Source organism: Cellulosimicrobium sp. G4 BAM 1002 (assembly GCF_057126935.1).
This window is the reverse complement of sequence record NZ_CP182109.1, coordinates 632,649-653,149: the sequence shown is the minus strand read 5'-3', so window position 1 is coordinate 653,149 and position 20,501 is coordinate 632,649. Positions and strand designations below refer to the sequence as shown.

General features: G+C 75.5%; 18 protein-coding genes and 2 riboswitches. Of the genes, 12 read left to right on the top strand and 6 right to left on the bottom strand.

The window, feature by feature from the left end; genetic code table 11:
- Positions 1–45 precede the first annotated feature (45 nt).
- The 3 genes from ACMXGY_RS02975 to ACMXGY_RS02965 form a co-directional block, all read right to left on the bottom strand.
- The gene (locus tag ACMXGY_RS02975) at positions 46–693 is read right to left on the bottom strand and encodes a GNAT family N-acetyltransferase (RefSeq protein WP_483775399.1); all 648 of its coding nucleotides are present in this window, start codon (positions 691–693) and stop codon (positions 46–48) included.
- A 192-nt stretch (positions 694–885) separates the two neighbouring features.
- The gene (locus ACMXGY_RS02970) at positions 886–2,325 is read right to left on the bottom strand and encodes an aminotransferase class V-fold PLP-dependent enzyme (protein ID WP_483775398.1); all 1,440 of its coding nucleotides are present in this window, start codon (positions 2,323–2,325) and stop codon (positions 886–888) included.
- A 35-nt stretch (positions 2,326–2,360) separates the two neighbouring features.
- Positions 2,361–2,476, bottom strand: a riboswitch (SAM riboswitch).
- Between the two features lie 45 nt (positions 2,477–2,521).
- Positions 2,522–3,133: a hypothetical protein gene (locus tag ACMXGY_RS02965; protein ID WP_483775397.1), complete on the bottom strand. Its 612-nt coding sequence runs from the start codon at positions 3,131–3,133 to the stop codon at positions 2,522–2,524.
- Between the two features lie 137 nt (positions 3,134–3,270).
- Positions 3,271–3,376, top strand: a riboswitch (SAM riboswitch).
- Between the two features lie 7 nt (positions 3,377–3,383).
- Here ACMXGY_RS02965 and ACMXGY_RS02960 point away from each other — a divergent pair.
- The 4 genes from ACMXGY_RS02960 to ACMXGY_RS02945 all read left to right on the top strand — a co-directional run bounded on the left by ACMXGY_RS02960 (position 3,384) and on the right by ACMXGY_RS02945 (position 6,721).
- Positions 3,384–3,908: a rhodanese-like domain-containing protein gene (locus ACMXGY_RS02960; RefSeq protein WP_483775396.1), complete on the top strand. Its 525-nt coding sequence runs from the start codon at positions 3,384–3,386 to the stop codon at positions 3,906–3,908.
- Positions 3,905–5,161, top strand: coding sequence for an O-succinylhomoserine sulfhydrylase (locus ACMXGY_RS02955; protein WP_483775395.1), 1,257 nt, complete (start codon positions 3,905–3,907; stop codon positions 5,159–5,161). Before ACMXGY_RS02960 ends, ACMXGY_RS02955 begins: the two co-directional genes overlap by 4 nt.
- A 57-nt stretch (positions 5,162–5,218) precedes the next feature.
- The gene (locus ACMXGY_RS02950) at positions 5,219–5,929 is read left to right on the top strand and encodes a DUF6226 family protein (protein ID WP_483775394.1); all 711 of its coding nucleotides are present in this window, start codon (positions 5,219–5,221) and stop codon (positions 5,927–5,929) included.
- A 69-nt stretch (positions 5,930–5,998) separates the two neighbouring features.
- On the top strand, positions 5,999–6,721 hold the full coding sequence (locus ACMXGY_RS02945; RefSeq protein WP_483775393.1) for a class I SAM-dependent methyltransferase: 723 nt from the start codon (positions 5,999–6,001) through the stop codon (positions 6,719–6,721).
- Here the strand turns inward: ACMXGY_RS02945 and ACMXGY_RS02940 are convergent.
- Together ACMXGY_RS02940 and ACMXGY_RS02935 are read right to left on the bottom strand one after the other, a co-directional pair.
- Positions 6,710–7,246, bottom strand: coding sequence for a hypothetical protein (locus ACMXGY_RS02940; RefSeq protein WP_483775392.1), 537 nt, complete (start codon positions 7,244–7,246; stop codon positions 6,710–6,712). The genes ACMXGY_RS02945 and ACMXGY_RS02940 overlap by 12 nt on opposite strands.
- Positions 7,237–7,368: a hypothetical protein gene (locus tag ACMXGY_RS02935; protein ID WP_483775391.1), complete on the bottom strand. Its 132-nt coding sequence runs from the start codon at positions 7,366–7,368 to the stop codon at positions 7,237–7,239. Before ACMXGY_RS02935 ends, ACMXGY_RS02940 begins: the two co-directional genes overlap by 10 nt.
- A 367-nt stretch (positions 7,369–7,735) precedes the next feature.
- Here ACMXGY_RS02935 and recC point away from each other — a divergent pair, with 367 nt between their 5' ends.
- Genes recC through recD form a run of 3 tightly spaced genes read left to right on the top strand, consistent with a single transcriptional unit; the run spans position 7,736 to position 16,733 of the window.
- Entirely contained in the window at positions 7,736–11,170 is a 3,435-nt protein-coding gene (recC, locus tag ACMXGY_RS02930; protein WP_483776773.1) for an exodeoxyribonuclease V subunit gamma, read from the top strand.
- Positions 11,167–14,721 (top strand): UvrD-helicase domain-containing protein, encoded by a 3,555-nt coding sequence (locus ACMXGY_RS02925; RefSeq protein ID WP_483775390.1) that lies wholly within the window; start codon positions 11,167–11,169, stop codon positions 14,719–14,721. Before recC ends, ACMXGY_RS02925 begins: the two co-directional genes overlap by 4 nt.
- Positions 14,718–16,733: an exodeoxyribonuclease V subunit alpha gene (gene recD / locus ACMXGY_RS02920; protein ID WP_483775389.1), complete on the top strand. Its 2,016-nt coding sequence runs from the start codon at positions 14,718–14,720 to the stop codon at positions 16,731–16,733. The genes ACMXGY_RS02925 and recD overlap by 4 nt, the downstream gene beginning before the upstream one ends.
- Positions 16,734–16,778: 45 nt before the next feature.
- Here the strand turns inward: recD and ACMXGY_RS02915 are convergent, their stop codons facing one another.
- The gene (locus ACMXGY_RS02915) at positions 16,779–17,135 is read right to left on the bottom strand and encodes a hypothetical protein (protein ID WP_483775388.1); all 357 of its coding nucleotides are present in this window, start codon (positions 17,133–17,135) and stop codon (positions 16,779–16,781) included.
- Between the two features lie 154 nt (positions 17,136–17,289).
- On the opposite strand from ACMXGY_RS02915, the gene ACMXGY_RS02910 reads away from it, so the two are divergent.
- The 5 genes from ACMXGY_RS02910 (at position 17,290) to ACMXGY_RS02890 (ending at position 20,493) form a co-directional block, all read left to right on the top strand.
- Positions 17,290–18,357, top strand: coding sequence for an LLM class flavin-dependent oxidoreductase (locus ACMXGY_RS02910; protein ID WP_483775387.1), 1,068 nt, complete (start codon positions 17,290–17,292; stop codon positions 18,355–18,357).
- Positions 18,358–18,473: 116 nt separating this feature from the next.
- A complete protein-coding gene (locus ACMXGY_RS02905; protein ID WP_483775386.1) occupies positions 18,474–18,968 on the top strand; it encodes a DUF7832 domain-containing protein in 495 nt (164 codons plus the stop codon).
- 97 nt (positions 18,969–19,065) lie between these two features.
- Positions 19,066–19,308: a type II toxin-antitoxin system Phd/YefM family antitoxin gene (locus tag ACMXGY_RS02900; RefSeq protein WP_483775385.1), complete on the top strand. Its 243-nt coding sequence runs from the start codon at positions 19,066–19,068 to the stop codon at positions 19,306–19,308.
- Positions 19,305–19,691 carry a type II toxin-antitoxin system VapC family toxin gene (locus ACMXGY_RS02895; protein ID WP_483775384.1) on the top strand — a complete coding sequence of 129 codons (387 nt, stop codon included), beginning with the start codon at positions 19,305–19,307 and terminating at the stop codon, positions 19,689–19,691. The genes ACMXGY_RS02900 and ACMXGY_RS02895 overlap by 4 nt, the downstream gene beginning before the upstream one ends.
- 1 nt (position 19,692) lies before the next feature.
- Positions 19,693–20,493 (top strand): MBL fold metallo-hydrolase, encoded by an 801-nt coding sequence (locus tag ACMXGY_RS02890; protein ID WP_483775383.1) that lies wholly within the window; start codon positions 19,693–19,695, stop codon positions 20,491–20,493.
- Positions 20,494–20,501: the final 8 nt, after the last annotated feature.

Genomic DNA, 20,501 nt, shown 5'->3' with positions numbered 1-20,501 from the left:
GCGGCGTGTCAGGGGACCTGCGACGCGCGCCCGACGGCAGACCGGTCACGAGGCCACGAGCGGGAGCATCTCGGGCTGGTGCGCCGGGGCCAGCACGGGCACGACGCGCGGCGCGGTGATCCGCGCGAGCAGTCCCACCTCGACGGTCGGCCACTCGGGCGCGAGGACCGAGAACATGACGGAGTCGGCGCGCGTGCCGTCCGGCGCGGTGCGGTGGCCGCGCATCACGCCCTCCTCGTAGGCACCCAGGCGGCGCATGGCGCCCAGCGACCGCTCGTTGCGCGTGTCGACGCGGAACCCGACGCGGTGCACGTCCCAGGTCTCGAAGGCATGGCGCAGGAGCAGCCACTTGGTCACGGGGTTGACGAGGCTGCCCCACGTCGAGCGGGCATAGAACGTCCGACCGACCTCGACCCGGCGGTCCACGAGCGACAGGTCGCGGAACGCGGTGCTGCCGAGCACCTCGCCCACGGCGCCATCGGCGTCGACCGCGCGTACGACGAAGCCCGTCAGGTCGGGTGCCGCGCGGGTCGCGGCGACCAGCTCGGCCATCCCGGCGACCCCGAAGGGCATGGAGATGCTCATGCCCGACCACATCCCCTCGTCGACGAGGGCGGCCAGTGTCTCAGCGTGCTCCAGGGCGAGCGGTTCCAGCCGGAATCCGTGGCCCGTGAGGACGACGTCGTGCAGCACAGCGCATATCAGAGCACACGCGCACGGCGCCGCCAAGAGGGTTCGGCGACGTCGCGGACAACGCTCGTCGACGGTCCGGTGAACGGCGACGTCGGCACCCTCGCGAGATTGCGATCAGCCGCCGAGATGGCGACGCACAGCCTCCGGAGCCAGCGGGCGGTCGCTATCTCGGCCGGGCGTCGCCATCTCGGGTCAGACGGCGGGACCGCAGTTCGCGGCGTCAGCGAGGAAGCCCGCCGCGGCGGTGGCGAAGAGGCCCTCGAGCCCCGATCCGGCGGGGACGGGCCGCGGGTCGTCGGCGACGGTCCAGCAGCCGTCGACGACCTCGTACCGCGTCGCCGGGCCCTGCTCGACGTAGACGCGCACAGCCTCGACGAGGCGGACGACGTCCGCGCCCGTGGTCCCGACGCCCACCGACGCGCGGATCGCGCCGGCGTCGTACCCGAGGCGCGCGAGGAGCGGGTGCGCGCAGAACCGGCCGTCGCGCACGCCGATGCCGTGCTCGGCCGAGAGGTAGGCGGCGACGAGGCCGGGGTCGTGGCCCTCGACGGAGAACGTCACGACGCCGACCGGGTCAGCGGCGTCGTCCCACACGCGCACGACGCGCACCCCGGGGACCGCCTCCAGCCCGGCGACGAGGGCAGCACGCAGCGTCGCCTCGTGGGCGTGGAGCGCGGCCGGGTCGATGGCTGCGAGCGCGTCGCAGGCCGCGGCGAGCGCGACGGCGCCCACGACGTTGGGCGACCCGGCCTCGTGGCGCGCGGGCGCCGTCTGCCACACCGTCTCGGTGAGGCCGACCTGGCGCACCGCGCCGCCGCCGGCGAGGTAGGGCGTGCCCGCGTCGAGCCAGTCCCGACGGCCCACGAGCGCCCCCGACCCGAACGGCGCGTAGGTCTTGTGGCCGGAGAAGGCGACGTAGTCGACGCCCGAGCCCGCGAGCGAGAACCCGCGGTGCGGGACGAGCTGGGCGCCGTCGAGCACGACACGCGCGCCGGTGTCGTGCGCGGCCCGCACGACCTCCGCGACGGGCAGCGACTCGCCCGTGACGTTCGACGCGCCGGTCACCGCGACCAGGGCGTACGGGAAGCGCGCGAGCTCGGCGCGCAGGCCCGAGAGCGTCTCCGCGACGGACGCGCCGCCCGCGAGGACCGTCGCGCCGCCCGTGCGCTGCCACGGCAGGAGGTTCGCGTGGTGCTCGACGTCGAGGACCAGGACGCGACCGGGCGTCCCGTCCGCGTTCGCCGGGACGCAGCCCGCGAGCAGGTTGAGCGAGTCGGTCGTGTTGCGCGTGACGACCGTGACGTCGCCCTCGCGAGCGCCGACGAACGCGCCGATCGTGCGACGCGACGCCTCGTAGAGCGCGGTCGAGACCTGCGACAGGTAGCCCGCGCCGCGGTGCACGCTCGCGTAGAGCGGCAGGACCTCGGTGACCCGGTCGGCGACGGAGCGCAGCGCGGGGGCCGACGCCGCGACGTCGAGGTTCGCGTACGGAACGCTGCGGCCGTCGACGAGCGGGACGAGCGTGTCCGCCCCGACCACGGGCAGCAGGGCGGGCGCGTCGGCGAGCGCCGCGAGGTCAGGGGCGTCCGACGGGGCGGCCGTCGGACACGAGACGTCGGCGAGAGCAGTCATGGCACGGTCCTCCGAGGGCAGTCCGGGGAGGGTGCTCCCCGCGCTTGCCACGCGCCGGTCGGCGTGCGGCCTGGTCGTCACCCGGGGCACCCCGCCGCGAGAGGAGGGTTGCCGGCCAGCAAACCGGGGTTTCACGCTGGCACTCATGACCTGTGTCCCAGGATGTGCGCGCGGCACGGGGCGTGTCAACCGGTGGTCAGGGCGTCTCGGATGGCGGGACGCAGCGCACGGGCGGCGGGCCCGTGGGCCAGCCGCTCTCGTCGACCTCGAACGACTCGAGCACCTCGCCCGTCCCGGCCTCCAGGACGACGACGGAGTTCGCGGGCCACGCAGCGGGGTCCCCCGGTGGGGTCTGCGGCGGGTGCTGGAGGCGCGCGCCGTCCGTGTGCGCCTCGATGACGGCACCCGTCCGCGTGCTCACGAGGACGACGGCGGGGTGCGCGTCGGCGTAGGCGTCGCACGCCTCGCCGTTCCCGTCGCCGCTCCACCAGCCCTCGTACCCGCCGACGGTGAGCTCTGACAGCTCGACCGGCTCGCCCGTGTGCAGCTCACCGGCCGCGGGGTCGCCTGGTGAGAGCGGGACGACCAGCTCGCCGTCGGGCCGCATCACGGCGCCGTCGGGCGGCACGACGGCGACCGACGGCCGCTCCCCTGGCTCCCGCGTGGCGTCGTCACCGACGACGTGCACCTCGACCACGGTCTGCGGCGGTTCCTCGCCGTCGGGAGCCGTCCAGAGCAGGACGACGCCTGCCACGACCACGCCGCCGACCACGAACGCGCCCACCGCGCGGCGTCGTCCGACACGCATCCCCTCCCCCTGCCTGCCGGGACCCCCGCTCGGCTGCGCGGCCACGCTAGCGCGGCCGGGCCGCCGTCGCCCAGCCCGGCGCGACGCTCCCCGAGACACCCGTTCCGCGCGCCGGACGCGTGGCGTAACATCCCGAGCAACCATCCGGAGCGGCCGAGTGACGTGGCACGTCGACGCCGCAGCAACCCCCCGGTCCGTCGCGAGACGGCCGGGCGAGGGTGCTACTGCCACGATCGATGGAGGAGGACGCATGAGCGACCAGTCCCAGCCCACGTCGGCACGTGTCTCGGCACTGCCCGACGCCCGACCCGCCGCCGGGTACGCCGGCGACATCACCCCGCAGGAGGCGTGGGACCTGCTCGTCGCCGACGAGCGTGCGGTCCTCGTCGACGTCCGCACCGAGGGCGAGTGGCGCACCATCGGCGTGCCCGACGCCGCGGCGCTGGACCGCGACGTCGTGTTCGACGAGTGGGTCACGCCTGCCGGACCCAACCCGCGGTTCCTCGACCGCCTCGTCGAGGCGGGCCTGCAGCCGGGCGACGAGCGCCCGGTCGTGTTCCTGTGCCGCTCGGGCCAGCGCTCGATCGGCGCGGCGCGCGCGGCCACGGCCGCCGGGCTGGGCCCGTCGTACAACGTGCTCGAGGGCTTCGAGGGGGCCCAGGGCTTCTCCGGCCTGCGGGACGTCGAGGGCTGGAAGGTCCGCGGCCTGCCGACGACGACGTACCCGCCCGCCGCTTCCGGGCCCGCCGCCGCGGACGGCGAGGGCGCACGATGAGCGCGGGGACCGGCGTCGGGCAGGGCGTACCCGGGGGCTCCGGGCGCAAGCCGTTGCCGGCGAGCGCGCGCGCTGCGACGCTCGCGGTGCGCGGCGGGCACCACCGCACGGAGTTCCAGGAGACGTCCGAGGCGCTGTTCCTCACGCAGGGCTACACGTACGACCGGGCGTCGGACGCGGAGGCCGCGTTCAAGGGCGAGCTCGACCGGTTCGTGTACTCGCGCTACGGCAACCCGACCGTCCACGCGTTCGAGGAGCGCCTGCGCCTGATCGAGGGAGCGGAGGCGTGCTACGCGACGGCGTCGGGCATGTCGGCGGTGTTCACCTCGCTGGCGGCGCTGGTGCAGTCGGGCTCGCGGATCGTCGCGGCCCGAGCGCTGTTCGGGTCGAGCGTCGTCATCTTCGACGAGATCTTCGCCAAGTGGGGCGTGCGGACGGACTACGTCGACGGGCACGTGCTCTCGCAGTGGGAGGAGGCGCTGTCGACGCCGGCGGACGTCGTGTTCTTCGAGACACCGTCCAACCCCATGCAGGACATCGTCGACGCGCGACGCGTGAGCGAGCTGGCCCACGCCGCCGGCGCGGTGGTCGTGCTGGACAACGTGTTCGCGACCCCGCTGCTGCAGAAGCCGCTCGAGCTCGGCGCGGACGTCGTCGTGTACTCGGCGACCAAGCACATCGACGGCCAGGGCCGCGTGCTCGGCGGGGCGATCCTGGGCACCGAGGAGTACATCGGGGGTCCGGTGCAGACCTTCATCCGCAACACGGGCCCGACGCTCTCGGCGTTCAACGCGTGGGTGCTGATCAAGGGCCTGGAGACGCTGCCCGTGCGCGTCGCGGCGCAGAACGCGAACGCAGAGCGCGTGGCGGAGGCGCTGGAGCAGCTGCCCGGCGTCGGGCGGGTGCGCTACCCGTTCCTCGCGTCGCACCCGCAGCGCGAGCTCGCGATGTCGCAGCAGACCGGCGGCGGGACGGTGGTGACGTTCGACCTCGCCGTGCCGGAGGGCACCGACGCCGAGACGGCGAAGAAGCGCGCCTTCACGTTCCTCGACGCGCTGCAGGTCGTCGACATCTCCAACAACCTCGGCGACGCGAAGTCCATGGTCACCCACCCCGCGACGACGACGCACCGCAAGCTCGGGCCGGAGGGTCGGGCCGCCGTCGGGATCGCGGAGACGACCGTGCGCCTGTCGGTGGGCCTCGAGGACCCGCTCGACCTGATCGAGGACGTCGAGCAGGCCCTGAACGCCTGACCCGGTTCCCGCCGAAAGCACATGCTCGACAGTGGTGGACCCGCCTAGCCTGACGCCGTGACCGCCTACGCTCGCCCGCCGATCCCGCGTCAGGTCTTCCACGACGACGCCGGGACGCCGTTCGAGTACGGCGAGCGCTGGGCGCACCTCGACGGGCCGCCCGAGGACACGTACTCCGTCGACTCCCACCCCGAGCGGTTCGCGCCGCTCGTCGACGTCGCGGACGCGCTCGTCCGGCACCTCGCGACGACGTACGCCGTCGCCATCGAGGACGTCGACCTGCGGGGTGTCGACCTCTCGTCGCACTCGCCTGCCGAGCCCGCGCACGCCGCGCTCGCGGGGTTCCGCCAGGTCGTTGCGGACTCCGTGCGCGCGGTCCGGCTCACGCCGGTGTCCGACGGCGCCGCGCCGCTGACGTTCCTCGTCACCGGCTACCCGAGCGTCGTGGTGCGCGCCGGGGTGCTGCACGAGGACACGTTCCCGTCGTGCGGGTGCGACGCGTGCGACGACACCGCGGCAGGCGCGGCCGAGCGGCTCGAGGACCTCGTCCTCGGCGTCGCTGCGGGGCAGCTCTCCGAGTCCGTGCGCCGGGCACTGCCCGACCCGCGCGAGTCCTGGGTCACCCACCGGCTCGACCGGCCCGACGGCGGGTACTCGGCGGGCGAGGGACGCACCCGGCTGCCGCGCGGCGTCGGGCACGCGGCACGACGCCGACTCGCCACGCTCCCCGACGGCCGCTGGCAGCCGTGGCAACCGGGCGCTGGCTGACGGACACCTCCCGTCGAGCGTTCCGGGAATGATATGGAACCTCGGGCACGCCCTGCCTACGGTCGGCAGGTGCCCGACGCGATCTTCGACGACCCCCGCCTCGCCGCTCTCTACGACCCGCTCGACCAGGACCGCAGCGACCTCGACGTGTACGCCGCGATCGTCGACGAGCTCGGCGCGCGGCGCGTGCTCGACGTCGGGTGCGGCACCGGGACGTTCGCGTGCCTACTCTCGCTGCGCGGGATCGACGTGGTCGGCGTCGACCCGGCCGGCGCGTCGCTCGACGTCGCACGCACCAAACCCGGCGCGGACCGCGTGCGCTGGGTGCACGGCGACGCGACCACGTTGCCGCCGCTCCAGGTCGACCTCGCGACGATGACGGCGAACGTCGCGCAGGTCTTCCTCGCCGACGAGGCGTGGACCGCGACCCTGCGCGGCGTGCACGCGGCGCTCGTCCCCGGCGGGCGGCTGGTGTTCGAGACGCGTGTGCCCGCGCGTCGGGCCTGGGAGGGCTGGGGGCGCGACGCGACCTTCGTGCGGGTGGACGTGCCCGGCGTCGGTCCGGTCGAGTCCTGGACCGACGTCACCGACGTGTCGCTCCCGTACGTCTCCTTCCACGACACGACGGTCCTGCCCGACGGCACGGTGCTGCACTCCGACTCCACGCTGCGCTTCCGCGAGCGCGACGAGGTCGAGGCGACGCTCGCGGCGTGCGGGTTCGAGGTCGACGACGTGCGCGACGCGCCCGACCGCCCCGGTCGCGAGTGGGTGTTCGTCGCCTCAGCCGGCTGACGGGCGACGAGCGCGCCACCACGCGACTCCCCGGCGTGCCCGCTCTCCTCGCGACGTCGTCCACGGGACGAGGTCCTCGGACCGCCCGCCGTGCTCGTCCACGTACGAACGGACGGCGTCCAGCTCGGCGGGAAGCAAGGAGAAGAGGAGGGACGTTCCCGTGTCGTTGACGTCCCAGAGCATCCGCCAGCCGTCGTAACCGGTGCCGCAGATCGTGAACGGGGCGACGGCGAGAGCCAGCCCGAGGTGGTGGTCGTCGCGCGGGTCGAGCACGACCGAGATGCCCGGCTCCCGCCCGCGTCGCCGGGCGCGGTGTCCCTGCTGGGCGTACCGGATCTCGTCCAGACGCTCCACCGCGTCCATCACGTCCGGCGGCCACGGCTCGTCCGAGTACACGTCGATCTGCAGTGTCGTGATCCGGTCCCGCAAGACCAGCAGCGCACCCCGGCACAGCGCGCTGACCGTCTCCGTGCTCGCGCCGTCTACCACCGTGTACCAGGCACCGGCTGGTGCCCTCACTGCCACGTCGCGTCCTCTCGGAGCTGGTCCGACGTCGGCAAGCTCCGCGGCTCGGGGTCGACCCACCACGACACCTCCACGGCGTGCAGGCGTCCGTCCTCCACCCAGAGCCCGGCGATCCCTGTCATGTCCTCACCCTCGACGACCGACAGCGTCGCGACCGGACCGCCGCCGCGCGCGGGGGGCGCGACGCCGTCGGGCACGTGCAGCGCGAAGCAGAGGTCGTCGCCTGCGTGCGAGCGGCCCCCGTACGACGCCCGCCTGCGCCCGTGCCGTGGCGGCGCCGTCCCACCCACCGGCGCACAAGCGCTCGAGCACCGCTCGCTCCGCGGGACTGAGGGCACGCAGAGCCTCGACCATCCGGCCACGGTAGTCGCCGGGACCTGGCTGTGGACGACGGTTCGCTCGTGTCGGACGCACCTCGTAGCCTCCTCGTAGCGCACGGCCGACCGGTCGGCGCTCGTTCCTGGTCGATGGGGGTCCTCGTTGCTGCACGTGCACCGGTCCGAGCGCGCGGAGGCGCTCGTCGCACCGCTCGCCGCCGTGCTCGCGGACGCGCCGGAGGACCCGTTCACGCCCGACGTCGTCGCCGTCCCGACCCGCGGCGTGGAGCGGTGGCTCGCCCAGCGGCTGTCGCACCACCTGGGTGCCGAGGGCGCCATGTCGGGGATCTGCGCGAACGTCGACTTCCGCGGGCCGCGCCGCCTCGTGGAGCGCGTCGTCGCGGACCTCACGGGCGTCGACCCCGACGACGACCCGTGGCGGCCCGAGCGCCTCGCCTGGTCCGTGCTGGAGGTGCTCGACGCCCACCTGGGCGAGCCGTGGGCCGCACCGCTCGCGCGCTACGTCGGTGACCCCGGCGACGAGGTGCGCCGGGGACGCCGGCTGACGCTCGCGCGTCGTCTCGCGGACCTGCTCGTCGACTACGCCCGGCAGCGCCCCGAGGTCGTGCTCGCGTGGTCCGCCTCGTCCACCGAGCCTGGGGGAATCACGCTCGGCACGACGCCCGACGACCTCGCGTGGCAGCCGGAGCTGTGGCGGCGGCTGGTCGAGACAGTTCCCGGGACCGATCCGGCACGACGGGTCGACGAGGCCGTGGCAGCCCTGCACGCTGACCCGGCGGTCGTGGACCTCCCGCCGCGGCTGTCCGTGTTCGGCCCGACGCGGCTCCCGGAGGACGAGCTGCGCGTCCTGCGCGCGCTCGCCGAGCACCGCGACGTCCACCTGTGGCTCGTGCACCCGTCGCCGGCGCTGTGGGACAAGGTCGCGGAGTACGACGGCGGCGCCTCCGCGCGCGGTCACCTCACCAAGGGCGTGGACGGCCTCCGGCGCACCGACCTGCCCACGTTCGCGCGCCACCCGTTCCTCGCGTCCACGGCGCGCGACTCGGTGGAGCTGCAGCTACGCCTCGTGGGGTCCGAGGTGGTCCACCACGACGCCCCGGCGCCGCCGCCGACGCTGCTCGGAGCCCTGCAGACCGCGCTGCGCGCCGACTCCCCCGACGGCGCGCACGGCCGCGTCCACGAGCTGGACCCCGCCGACCGCTCCGTGCAGGTGCTCGCGTGCCACGGCCGGGCGCGGCAGGTCGAGGTGCTGCGGGAGACGCTCGTCGGGCTGTTCTCCGCGGACCCGACGCTCGAGGCCCGCGACGTCATCGTGCTGTGCCCGGACGTGGAGACGTTCGCCCCGCTCGTCACCGCGACGTTCGGCGCGGTCCCCGAGCTCGGCGACGACGCACATCCCGGGCAGCGGCTGCGCGTGAGCCTGGCCGACCGCGGGGCGGGCTCGACAAACCCCGTCCTCGCCCTGCTCGCGACGCTGCTGCGCCTCGCGGACGGTCGCGTCACCGCGTCCGAGGTGCTCGACCTCGCCGCGAGCGCCCCGGTGCGCCGGCTGTTCCGGTTCTCGGACGACGACGTCGACCGCCTGCGGCAGTGGGCGGTCGAGGCGGGCGTGCACTGGGGCGAGGACGGCGGGCGGCGCGCCCGGTTCGGCATCGACCCGCACGTGCGCCAGGGCACGTGGGACGCCGCGCTCGACCGCATCCTCCTCGGGGCGGCGATGGCGGACGAGGACGCGCGGTTCGTCGGGCCGGCGCTGCCGCTGGACGACGTCGGCTCGACGGACGTGGACCTCGCGGGACGGCTCGCGGAGCTCGTCGCCCGGCTCACGGACGTGCTGCGCGCGCTCGACGGTACGCATCCGCTCGCGCACTGGCTCGACACGCTCGACCGTGCGCTCACCCTGCTCGCCGAGGCGCCGCCCACGGAGGCGTGGCAGATCGGCTCTGCGCGGCGCGTCCTGGGGGACGTGCGCGCTGCTGGGTCGGCCCACGGCGGGGTCGCGCTGCGGCTCGCGGACGTGCGGGCGCTGCTCGACGACCGGCTCGCCGGCCGCCCGACGCGCGCCGGCTTCCGCACGGGCGCGCTCACGGTGTGCTCGCTCGAGCCCATGCGCTCGGTCCCGCACCGGGTGGTGTGCCTCCTCGGCCTGGACGACGGCGTGTTCCCCCGGACGGCAGCACCCGCGGGCGACGACCTGCTCGCGCGTCATCCGGAGATCGGCGAGCGCGACGCCCGCAGCGAGGACCGGCAGATCTTCCTCGACGCCGTCGCCGCGGCCGGCGACCACCTCGTCGTCGTGCACACGGGCGCCGACGAGCGGACCGGTGCCCCGCGGCCCCCGGCGGTGCCGGTCGCCGAGCTGCTCGACGCGCTCGACCGCGCGGCGACGACGGCGGACGGGCGGCCCGTGCGCGAGCACGTCGTCGTGCGCCACCCCCTGCAGACGGTGGACGAGCGCAACTTCGCACCGGGAGCCCTCGGCGTCCCGGGCGCGTTCAGCCACGACGGCGCCGCGTTCTCCGGGGCGCGGGCCGCGCGCGGGGAGCCCCACGCCGTCGGCGCGCTCGTCGCCACTCCGCTCAGTACGGCGACCGCGCCGGGCGTCGAGGACGGCCGCGACGTCGAGCTCGACGACCTCGTCCGCCTGCTGGAGAACGCGCCGCGCTGGTTCGCGCAGCACACGCTCGACGTCGGCCTCGTCCTGGACGAGGAGGACGTGGAAGACCGCCTCCCGCTCGCGCTCACCGGCCTCGCCGGCTGGGGCGTCGGCGACCGGGTGCTGCGCGCCGCGCTGGCCGGCGTCGACCCGGGCCGCGCGATGCAGGCCGAGTGGCGGCGCGGCCAGGTCCCGCCGCGCGAGCTCGGCCGCTCCGCGCTGCAGGAGGTGATCCGGTCGGTCGGGCCGCTGCGCGTCGTCTCCGTCGAGGCCGCGCGCGAGGCCGACACGGCCGCCGGACGCCCCGTGAGCCCCGACGTGCTGAGCTCCGCCGAGACGGTGGACGTCCGGGCCGCGCTGCCGGACGGCCGCACGGTCGTCGGGACCGTGCCGGGCGTGCACGGTGCACGCGTCGTGCGCACGGAGTACTCGCGGCTCGGGCCCAAGCACCGGCTGCGCGCCTGGGTGCAGGCCCTCGCGCTCACGGTGGGTGACCCGGACCGGCCGTGGGACGCCGTCGCCGTCGGACGCTCGCCCCGCGGTCCTGGCGTCGCGTGGTCGACGCTCACGCCGCCGTCGCCCGAGGCGGCCCGGACGATCCTGGCGGACCTCGTCGCGCTGCGCGACGAGGCAGCCCGCGCGCCCCTCCCCCTGTTCCCCGAGGTCTCCCTGCGCTACGCCGAGGAGCGCCGCACCACCGACGCGCGCGACGCCCTGATGCGCGCCGGGTGGGCGTGGAACAAGGGCTTCGAGCGCAAGGACCCGTACGTCGTCCTCGCCTGGGGCCGCGACCCTGCGCTGCCCGACCTCGCGGGCCTCGCCACGACGGCCGACCTCGAGCGGTTCCCCGACGACCCGACCCGGCTCGGTGCGCTCGCGCGCCGCGTGTGGGAGCCCCTGCTGGAGAACGAGCTGCGAGGTGCCCGATGAGCGGCCCGACGTCCGCGCACCCGGCGGGAGCCGTGCCGTCGACGACGCCCGGCGCGGCGACCCCTGGCGGTCGTGCCCCGGGCGAGAAGGCGGCACCGCGGCGGTTCGACCCGTTCGGCGACCTGCCGACGGGGACGGTCGTGCTCGAGGCGAGCGCGGGGACGGGCAAGACGCACACCATCGCGACGCTCACGACGCGATACGTCGCCGAAGGGGTCGCCGCGCTCCCGGAGATCATGCTCGTCACGTTCGGCCGGGCCGCGACGTCCGAGCTGCGCGACAGGGTCCGCGACCGGCTCGTCACGGCCGAGCACGCGCTGCGCGGACCCGCTCCGGCGAACGACCCCGACCCCCTCGTCGCGTTCCTCGCGGCGGTGGACGACGACGAGCTCGACCTCCGACGGGAACGGCTGCGGGTCGCGCTGTCCCAGCTCGACGCCGCCACCATCACGACGACGCACGGCTTCTGCCAGCAGATGCTCACGGCGCTCGGCACGGCCGCCGACGTCGACCTCGCGACCAGCTTCCTGCCCGACGTCGCGGACCTCGTCGAGGAGGTCACCGACGACCTGTACGTCCGGCTGTTCGCCGACCAGTCCGAGCCGGGCCTCTCCCCGAGGGATGTACGCGACGTCGCGCGCGCCGCGGTGAGCGACCACGGCGCGGTCGTCGCGCCGTCCGACGCCGCCGAGGGTTCCGTGGCCGCGTTGCGCTACGAGGTCGCGGTGGCGGCACGCCGCGAGGTGGAGGCACGCAAGCGCGCGATGCACCTGCTCGACTACGACGACCTGCTCGTGCTGCTGCGCCGGGCACTCACCGACCCGGAGCACGGTGAGACGGCGGCGCAGCGGGTGCGGTCGCGCTTCCGGGTCGTCATGGTCGACGAGTTCCAGGACACCGACCCCGAGCAGTGGGAGATCCTGCGCACGGCGTTCCACGGTCACCGCACCCTGGTGCTCATCGGCGACCCGAAGCAGGCGATCTACGCGTTCCGCGGCGCGGACGTCGTGACGTACCTGCGAGCCGTGGAGGACTCCGAGGACACCGCGACCCTGAGCACGAGCTGGCGCAGCGACGCCCCGCTACTCGCCGGGCTGCACGCACTCCTGGGTGAGACGGCGCTCGGCGACCCTCGCATCGTCGTGCGCCCGGTGGACGCGGCGAACCCCGAGGCGCGCCTCGCGGGCGGCGCCCCGGTCCGGCTTCGCCAGGTCACGCGGCGCGCGTACCGGCTCGGCGGCTCGTCGGCACCCTCGGCGCCCGACGCGCGGGCGCTGCTCGCGAAGGACGTCGCCGCCGACGTCGCGGGCCGGCTGGGGACCGCGGCCGGCGGGGACCGCGTTCGTGAGGACGTGGACGGACAGGAACGCTGGCGCGGGCTCGAGCCGCGCGACGTCGCCGTGCTCACCCGCACCAACGCGCAGGCGGAGGCGGTCCGGTCCGCGCTCGTCGCGCTCGGGGTCCCGGCGGTCGTGTCGGGTCCGTCGAGCGTTTTCGGCTCGGCGGCCGCGCAGGACTGGCTCACGCTCCTCGCCGCGCTGGAGCAGCCGGGCCTGCACCGCCGCGCGACTGCGCTCGCGCTCACACCGTTCGTCGGCTGGGACGCGCAGCGCCTCGCGACGGCCGACGACGCCGACCACGACGAGCTGGGCGACACGGTCCGCGCGTGGGCGCGGCTGCTCGCGGACCGCGGCGTGGCGGCGGTCGCGGAGGTCGCCGCCCGGCGCGGGTCGACGGCCCGCATCATGGCCCGCACCGACGGCGACCGCTACCTGACGGACCTTCGCCACGTCACGCAGGCGCTGCACGAGGCGGCGGCGACCGAGGGCCTTGGCACGGCGGCGCTCACGGCCTGGCTGCGCGCGCGCATCGCCGAGGTGGGCAGCGTGTTCACCGACGAGCGGACCCGGCGCCTGGAGACGGACGCCGCCGCGGTGCAGGTCGTCACGGTCCACGGGGCCAAGGGTCTGGAGTTCGGCGTCGTGTACGTGCCGTTCGGCTGGGAGCGGTTCGAGCCGGACGACCAGGAGCTCTTCGCGTTCCACGACGACCACGGCCGGCGCGTGCTGCACCTGGGCGGCGTCGGGTCGCCCGGGTTCGTGGACGCCCGGGCGCGCTCGCGCGACGAAGAGCTCGGCGAGGACCTGCGGCTCCTCTACGTCGCGCTGACGCGAGCGCGCCACCAGGTGGTCGTGCACTGGACCCCGACCAAGCGCAGCACCGGTTCCGGGCCTCTGACCCGGCTGCTGCTCGCCGACCGCTTGCTCGGTGGTGAGCCCGGGCGCCACGCCCGACCCGACGCGATGCGCGACGACGCCGTCCGGTCCGCGTTCGAGGCCGTCGCTGCACGCTCCGGCGGGACCGTCGTCGTCGAGCAGGTCGACGCCCGGCCGAAGGGCGAGCGCTGGACGCCCGGCGCACGGGCCACGACCGACCTCGTGGTCGCGGCCTCCGCGCACCTGCCGGACCGCGAGTGGCGCCGTGCGTCGTACTCCGCGCTCACCGCGGCCGCGCACCACGCGCCCGTCGGCGGGGTCGAGAGCGAGCCCGAGGACCCGGGGATCCAGGACGAGCCGGAGGAGACGACCGGGACCGAGGAGACCGGCACCGCGGAGGCCATCTCCGGGGCGGCCACGACGCCGGCCGCACGGCCTGGCGCCGACGTGCCCTCCCCGTACGAGGGGCAACCGGGCGGCACGGCGTTCGGCACCCTCGTGCACGAGATCCTCGAGTACGTCGACACGGCCGCCGACGACCTCGACGCGGAGGTGCGCGCGCGCTGCGCCCAGGCCGCGACGGTGCGCGTGCCCGGCGTGGAGCCCGTCGCGCTCGCCACGGCGCTGGGCCTGTCCCTGCGCACCCCGCTCGGGCCGATCGCCGGCGGGCTCGCGCTCGCCGACGTCCACCCGCGCGACCGGCTGCCCGAGCTCGAGTTCGAGCTGCCGCTGGCGGGCGGCGACGAGACCGCGGACGTCCGTCCGTCGACGCTGCGCGACCTCGCGGACGTCCTGCGCGCCCACCTGCCCGCCGACGACGCCTTCGTGCGCTACCCCGACCTGCTCGCCGCGCTCGCCGACGAGTCGGAGTCGGAGTCCGGGCGGACTTCGGGCTCGATGACCGGCGGGGTGCCGCTGCGCGGCTACCTCACCGGCTCGATCGACGCCGTGCTGCGGGTCCCGGGCGACGACCCCGCGGGCCCGAGGCGGTACCTGGTCGTCGACTACAAGACGAACCGGGTCGGCCCGCCCGGCCTGCCGCTGGCCGTCGGGGACTACCACCCCGAGGCGACCCGCGACGCGATGCTCGCGTCGCACTACCCCCTGCAGCTCGTGCTGTACCTCGTCGCGCTGCACCGGTACCTGCGCTGGCGCGTGCCCGGCTACGACCCCGACCGCGACCTCGCGGGTGGCGCGTACCTGTTCGTGCGCGGCATGGCCGGGCCGGAGACGCCCGTCGGGCCCGACGGCGCCCCGTACGGCGTCGTCGCCTGGTCGCCTCCGCCGGGGCTCGTCGTCGCCCTGTCCGCCCTGCTCGACGGAGGCCGCCCGTGACCACCACCGCTGCCTCCGCGGCCAGTGCAGCCCCCACGCCCCCGGACGAGGGTGACCCCCGGCTCGCCGTCGGCGTCCCGGCGTGGCTCGCCGCCTTCAACGCCGCGCGCGTCGTGTCCGCGACCGACCTGCGGGTCGCCCTGCGCCTCGGCCGTCTCACCGGGGAGCACGACGAGCGCGTCCTGCTCGCCGTCGCCCTCGCGGTGCGCGCGGTGCGCAGCGGGTCCGTGTGCGTCGTCCTCGACGACCTCGGCGTGCTGCGCCTGCCCGAGGACGAGGAGGCCGCACGCGCGGACGCCGAGGGCCTGCCGTGGCCCGCCGCCGACGAGTGGGCGCGCGCCGTCGCGGCGAGCCCGCTCGTCGCGAGCGGGGTCGACGGTCCCGGCGACCGCCCCGCCCGCTGGGTGGGCGGGATGCTCTACCTCGACCGGTACTGGCGCGACGAGCTCGCGGTGCGCCACGACGTCGACGGCCGGCTCGCGGCCCCTGACCTGCCCGTGGACGCCGCGCGCCTCGACACCGCGCTCTCACGCCTCTTCCCCTCCGAGCGCGACGCGCGTCAGCGCCTCGCCGCCGCGCACGCGGTGCACCGCCCGTTCACCGTCCTCACCGGCGGGCCGGGCACGGGCAAGACGACCACGGTCGCGCGCCTGCTGGCCGTCCTGCACGACGCCGTCGGGCCGGGCACGGGCGCGGCCGGCCTGCGCGTCGCGCTCGCCGCACCGACGGGCAAGGCCGCCGCGCGCCTGCAGGAGGCCGTGCGCGACGTCGTCGCCGGCTTCGACGACCCGGCGGACCGCGAGCGCGTCGGGACGCCCGTCGCGACCACGCTCCACCGGCTGCTCGGCTACAAGCCCGGGAGCAGCACCCGGTTCCGGCACGACGCGCACCACCACCTGCCGCACGACGTCGTGGTGGTGGACGAGACGTCGATGGTCGCCCTGCCGCTCATGGCCCGGTTGCTGGAGGCGCTGCGCCCCGACGCCCGGCTCGTGCTCGTCGGCGACCCGGACCAGCTCGCGTCCGTCGAGGCCGGCGCGGTGCTCGGGGACCTCGTGCACCGTGCGCCGGTCACCGAGGGGACCGCGGCCGTCCGGGCTGCGGCCGACGCGGTGCTCGCCGACCGCCCCGGGGACGAGACCCCGACAAGTGGCACGGCCGGCGCCGACGCGCCGGGCGCGGGCGAGCTCGACGACCGGTCCGCGCTCGGCAACGGGGTCGTCCGCCTGCGCGAGGTCCACCGTCAGTCCGGCGACTCCGAGATCCTGCCGCTCGCCGCGGCGATCCGGCGGGGCGACGCCGCACGCGTGCTGGAGGTGCTGCACGCCGGTCACGCGTCGGTGGAGTTCTTCGAGTGTCCCGACGACGAGCCGGACCAGGCGGCGATGGACGCCGTCCGCCGCGACGCCGTCGAGGCGGGCGGCCGGCTCGTCGCGGCCGCCCGCGACGGCGACGCCGCGGGCGCCCTCGCCGCGCTGGCGCAGCACCGCGTCATGGTCGCGCACCGGCGTGGACCGTCGGGCCGCGGCCGCTGGGCGGCGCAGGTCGAGGCGTGGGTCGAGGAGGCCACCGGGCACCACGCGACGGACTCGCCGTGGGTGGCGGGCCGCCCCCTGCTCGTCACGACGAACGACGCCGAGGTGGGCCTCTACAACGGCGACACGGGCGTGCTCGTCGCGGACGACGGCGGCACGGGCGTGGTCGCGGTGTTCGGCGACCCGCGGGCCCCGCTCCGGGTCCGGACGCACCGGCTCCCTCCCGTGGAGACGGTGCACGCGATGACCGTGCACCGCGCGCAGGGCAGCCAGTTCGGCCGGGTCACGCTCGTCCTGCCTCCCGCGACGTCACCGCTGCTCACGCGTGAGCTGCTGTACACCGCCGTGACGCGCGCACAGGCCACGGTGCGCGTGGTGGGCAGCGAGGAGGCGGTGCGGACCGCCGTCGGGAACCCGGTGGCGCGCGCGAGCGGCCTGCGCGAGCCGCTGCCCGGCGGGCCGGGTGCGAGGCCGTGAGCCGACCTCCGTTCCGAACGAGCCGCCGGCCGAGCCCCGGTCGTCTCACTCGAAGCCCGGGTACTCCCACGGCGTGACGTCGAACAGCGCTCGCGTCGCGGGCTCGCCCCGGAACAGCTCGCCCACGACGTGGCGGTGCAGCACCTCCGCGCCGTCGCGCGTGAACGCCGAGCTGAACAGCCCGCCCGGCTCCACGCGCGTCGAGTACATGAGCGGGATGCGGCCCTCGGAGCGGTCGTACCCCACCCACCGCGTGTAGACCGACCATCCGCCGACCACGTCGAGCCCGACGACGGACCGGTCATCGGCGTGCAGCTCGTGCCACGTGCGCTCGTCGATCGGCACGCCGTCGAAGTCGTAGTACAGCGCCACGTCGGCGTGGAAGTTGATCTCCTCGTCCACACCCGGCTCCCCTCGCCCCAGGGTCCACCGGTGCGTCACGTCGCCGCTCCGCACCGGCCTCTTCCCGTGACGATGCACGACGGACCCGCTGAGCGCCATCCGAGACGCGCCGGTGCCGGAATAGTCGGGCCGGAGCGCGGGGTTGTCCCCTGTGATGAGCACCCTGCCCGGCGCCGCGGCGTCCCCTCGCCTGTCCGTCCTCGACCTCGTACCCGTGCGGTCGGGCCAGTCCAGCACCCAGGCCGTGCGGGCCTCGCTCGACCTGGTCCGCCTCGCGGACCGGCTCGGTTTCGAGCGCTACTGGTTCGCCGAGCACCACAACATGCCCGCGGTCGCCGCGTCGACGCCGCCCGTCATGATCGCCGCCGCGGCGTCGGTGACCGACCGCATCCGCGTGGGGTCGGGCGGGGTCATGCTGCCCAACCACGCGCCGCTCGTCGTCGCGGAGCAGTTCGCGGCGCTCGAAGCGATCGCCCCGGGACGGATCGACCTCGGCATCGGCCGGGCTCCGGGCTCGGACCCGGTCGTCACGCAGCTCCTGCGCATCACCGGCCCGACGGCCGACGTCGACCGCTTCCCGCAGCACGTCACCGACATCCTCGCGCTCATGAGCCCGCAGGGCGCGACGCTGCGCCTCACGAGCGGTCAGGTGTACGACGTGCACGCGACCCCCGCGGCGGACGGCGCACCGACGACGTGGCTCCTCGGGTCGAGCGACTACTCCGCGCGCCTCGCGGCCGAGCTGGGGCTCCCGTACGTGTTCGCCAACCACTTCTCGGGCCAGGGCATCGACGAGATCCTCGCGCTGTACCGCGAAGGGTTCCGCCCCAGCGAGGCCTTCCCCGAGCCGCGCACGTTCCTCACGCTCAACGCCGTCGTCGCGGAGACGGACGAGGAGGCGCGCGCCCGGGCGCTGCCGCAGGCGCGCATGATGGCGCGCCTGCGGTCGGGCAAGCCGCTCACGGCTCTCGAGACGGTCGAGGAGGCCCAGTCCACCCCGCTCGACGGCCTCGCCGAGCAGATGGTCGCGGACAGCCTCCAGCGCTGGGCCGTCGGGACGCCCGACGCCGCCGCTGCCGAGGTCCGTCGGCTCGCCGCGCGGCACGGCGTCGACGAGGTGATGATCGTCCCCGTCGCCGCGTCGCGCGAGGACGAGCCGTTCGACGCGACGCCGGGCCGCGCGCGCACGCTCGAGCTCCTCGCGGGCGCCTTGGCCGCCTGACCGTCGCTCCGCGTCGAACACGACGTTGCTGTCGCCAACAGCGTCTTTGCGACAGCGGACGTCGTGCTCGACGCGGAGCGACGTCGTGGTCGGCGGGAGGCGGTAGCGTCGCGGCCATGACCACGAAGTACGACGACGCGTCCTGGCACTCCGACGGCGAGGGGTACCCGCCCGAGGCGGGCCCGGAGGCCGGTGCGACGCACATCGGGATGTTCCTCGCGTGGGCGCTGCTCGCCGGGCATGCGTCCGAGGAGCTCGCCGACGACGCCGCGGACGAGATCGCCGCGCTGCGCGAGCGCGCGACGACGCCCGGCGCGTTCGTCCTCGAGCAGTGCGACGGCAAGCTCGTCGACGAGGATCTCGACGACGTCGCCACCGCGTTCACGACCGCGTACTACGCGGGCGGCGACGACGAGAGCGGCGAGGACGACGGCGGCCTCTACCTCGAGGACTACGTCGACGCACTGAGCCCCGACGACGGCGAGCCCGAGGACGTCTACCGCGTCCCGGACACGTGGGACACGTACGACCTCGTCGGCCCGCTCATCGAGGCGCGCTTCGCGCAGTGGGAGGACGAGGGCCGGCCGACGGTCCTGCGGCACCGTTCATGATCAGGGTCGCCACACCGAGGCGCTTCCCGGTCGGAGCGATGATGGACTAGCCTGGCTTAGTCCACCCGGTCCCGCTTGCTCGACACGGAGGCACACCGTGAAGACCGTCAACGTCCACGAGGCGAAGACCCACCTGTCGCGCCTGCTGGCGGAGGTGGAGGCAGGCGAGGAGATCGTCATCGCGCGCGCGGGGAAGCCTGTCGCCCGGCTGATGTCCGCGACGTCCGGACCTCGCCCCCGGCGCCGCCTCGGCATCCTCGCCGGCCGCGCGACGATCCCGCCCGACTTCGACACCTGGGCGCAGGACGAGATCATCACGATGTTCGAGGGCTCCGAGTGACGATCCTCCTCGACACGCAACTGCTGCTCTGGGCCCTGTACGAGCCTCGACACCTGCCCGACGGAGCCCTCGACGAGCTCGGCGACCCCGAGACCGACGTCTGGTTCAGCGCGGTAAACGTGTGGGAGATCGCCATCAAGACCTCGCTCGGCAGACCGGAGTTCACCGTGGACCCGATCGAGGCGCGGAAGGCCGCCCTCGACATCGGCTTCGTCGAGCTGACCGTCGACGGGATCGCCGCCGCCGCGGTGAGAGCACTCCCCCCTATCCACGGCGATCCCTTCGACCGACTGCTCGTCGCCCAGGCCTTGACGACGGGGCACACCCTCGTCACCCACGACGACGTGCTCGGCCGCTACCCGGGCCCCATCCAGGTCGTGTGACGTGACCGCGCAGACACCCGTCACCCGGTTCGCGTCCGTGCTGCGCGCGGACAACCCCGGCCCGATGACGCTCGACGGCACGCGCTCGTACGTGCTGCGCGCGCCGGGCTCAGCGGCGTGCGTCGTCGTGGACCCCGGGCCGGACGACGCGGCGCACCTGGACGCGCTCGCGGCCGCGGGACCGGTCGAGCTCGTCCTCGTCACCCACCGCCACGCCGACCACACCGCGGGCTCCCTGGGGTTGCGCGAGCGCACCGGAGCCCCCGTGCGCGGCGCCGACCCGGCGCACTGCCACGGCGGCGCACCGCTGCAGGACGGCGAGACGATCCGCGCGGCGGGGCTGCGGATCGACGTCCTCGCCACGCCGGGTCACACCGCGGACTCGGTATGCCTCGTGCTGCCCGACGACGGCCCGGTCGCCACGGTCCTCACGGGTGACACGGTCCTCGGGACCGGGACGACGGTGATCGCCGCGCCGGACGGGTCGCTCGGTGCGTATCTCGCGAGCCTCGACGCGATCGAGGCGACGGCGACCCGCACGGCTGGACCGACGACGGGGCTCCCCGGCCACGGCCCGGCGGTGGACGACCTGACAGCCCGGGTGCGCGCGTACCGCGAGCACCGCAACGCGCGACTGGCCCAGCTCCGTGCGGCGCTCGCCGCGCTCGGGCTGACGCCGGACGCACGGCACGCCGCGGACGAGGTCGTCGCGCGCGTCTACGCCGACGTGGACCCGTCCATACGGGGCGCGGCGCGCCAGTCCGTCGCGGCCCAGCTCGCGTTCCTGGCCGAGGACGGCTGAGTGTCGGT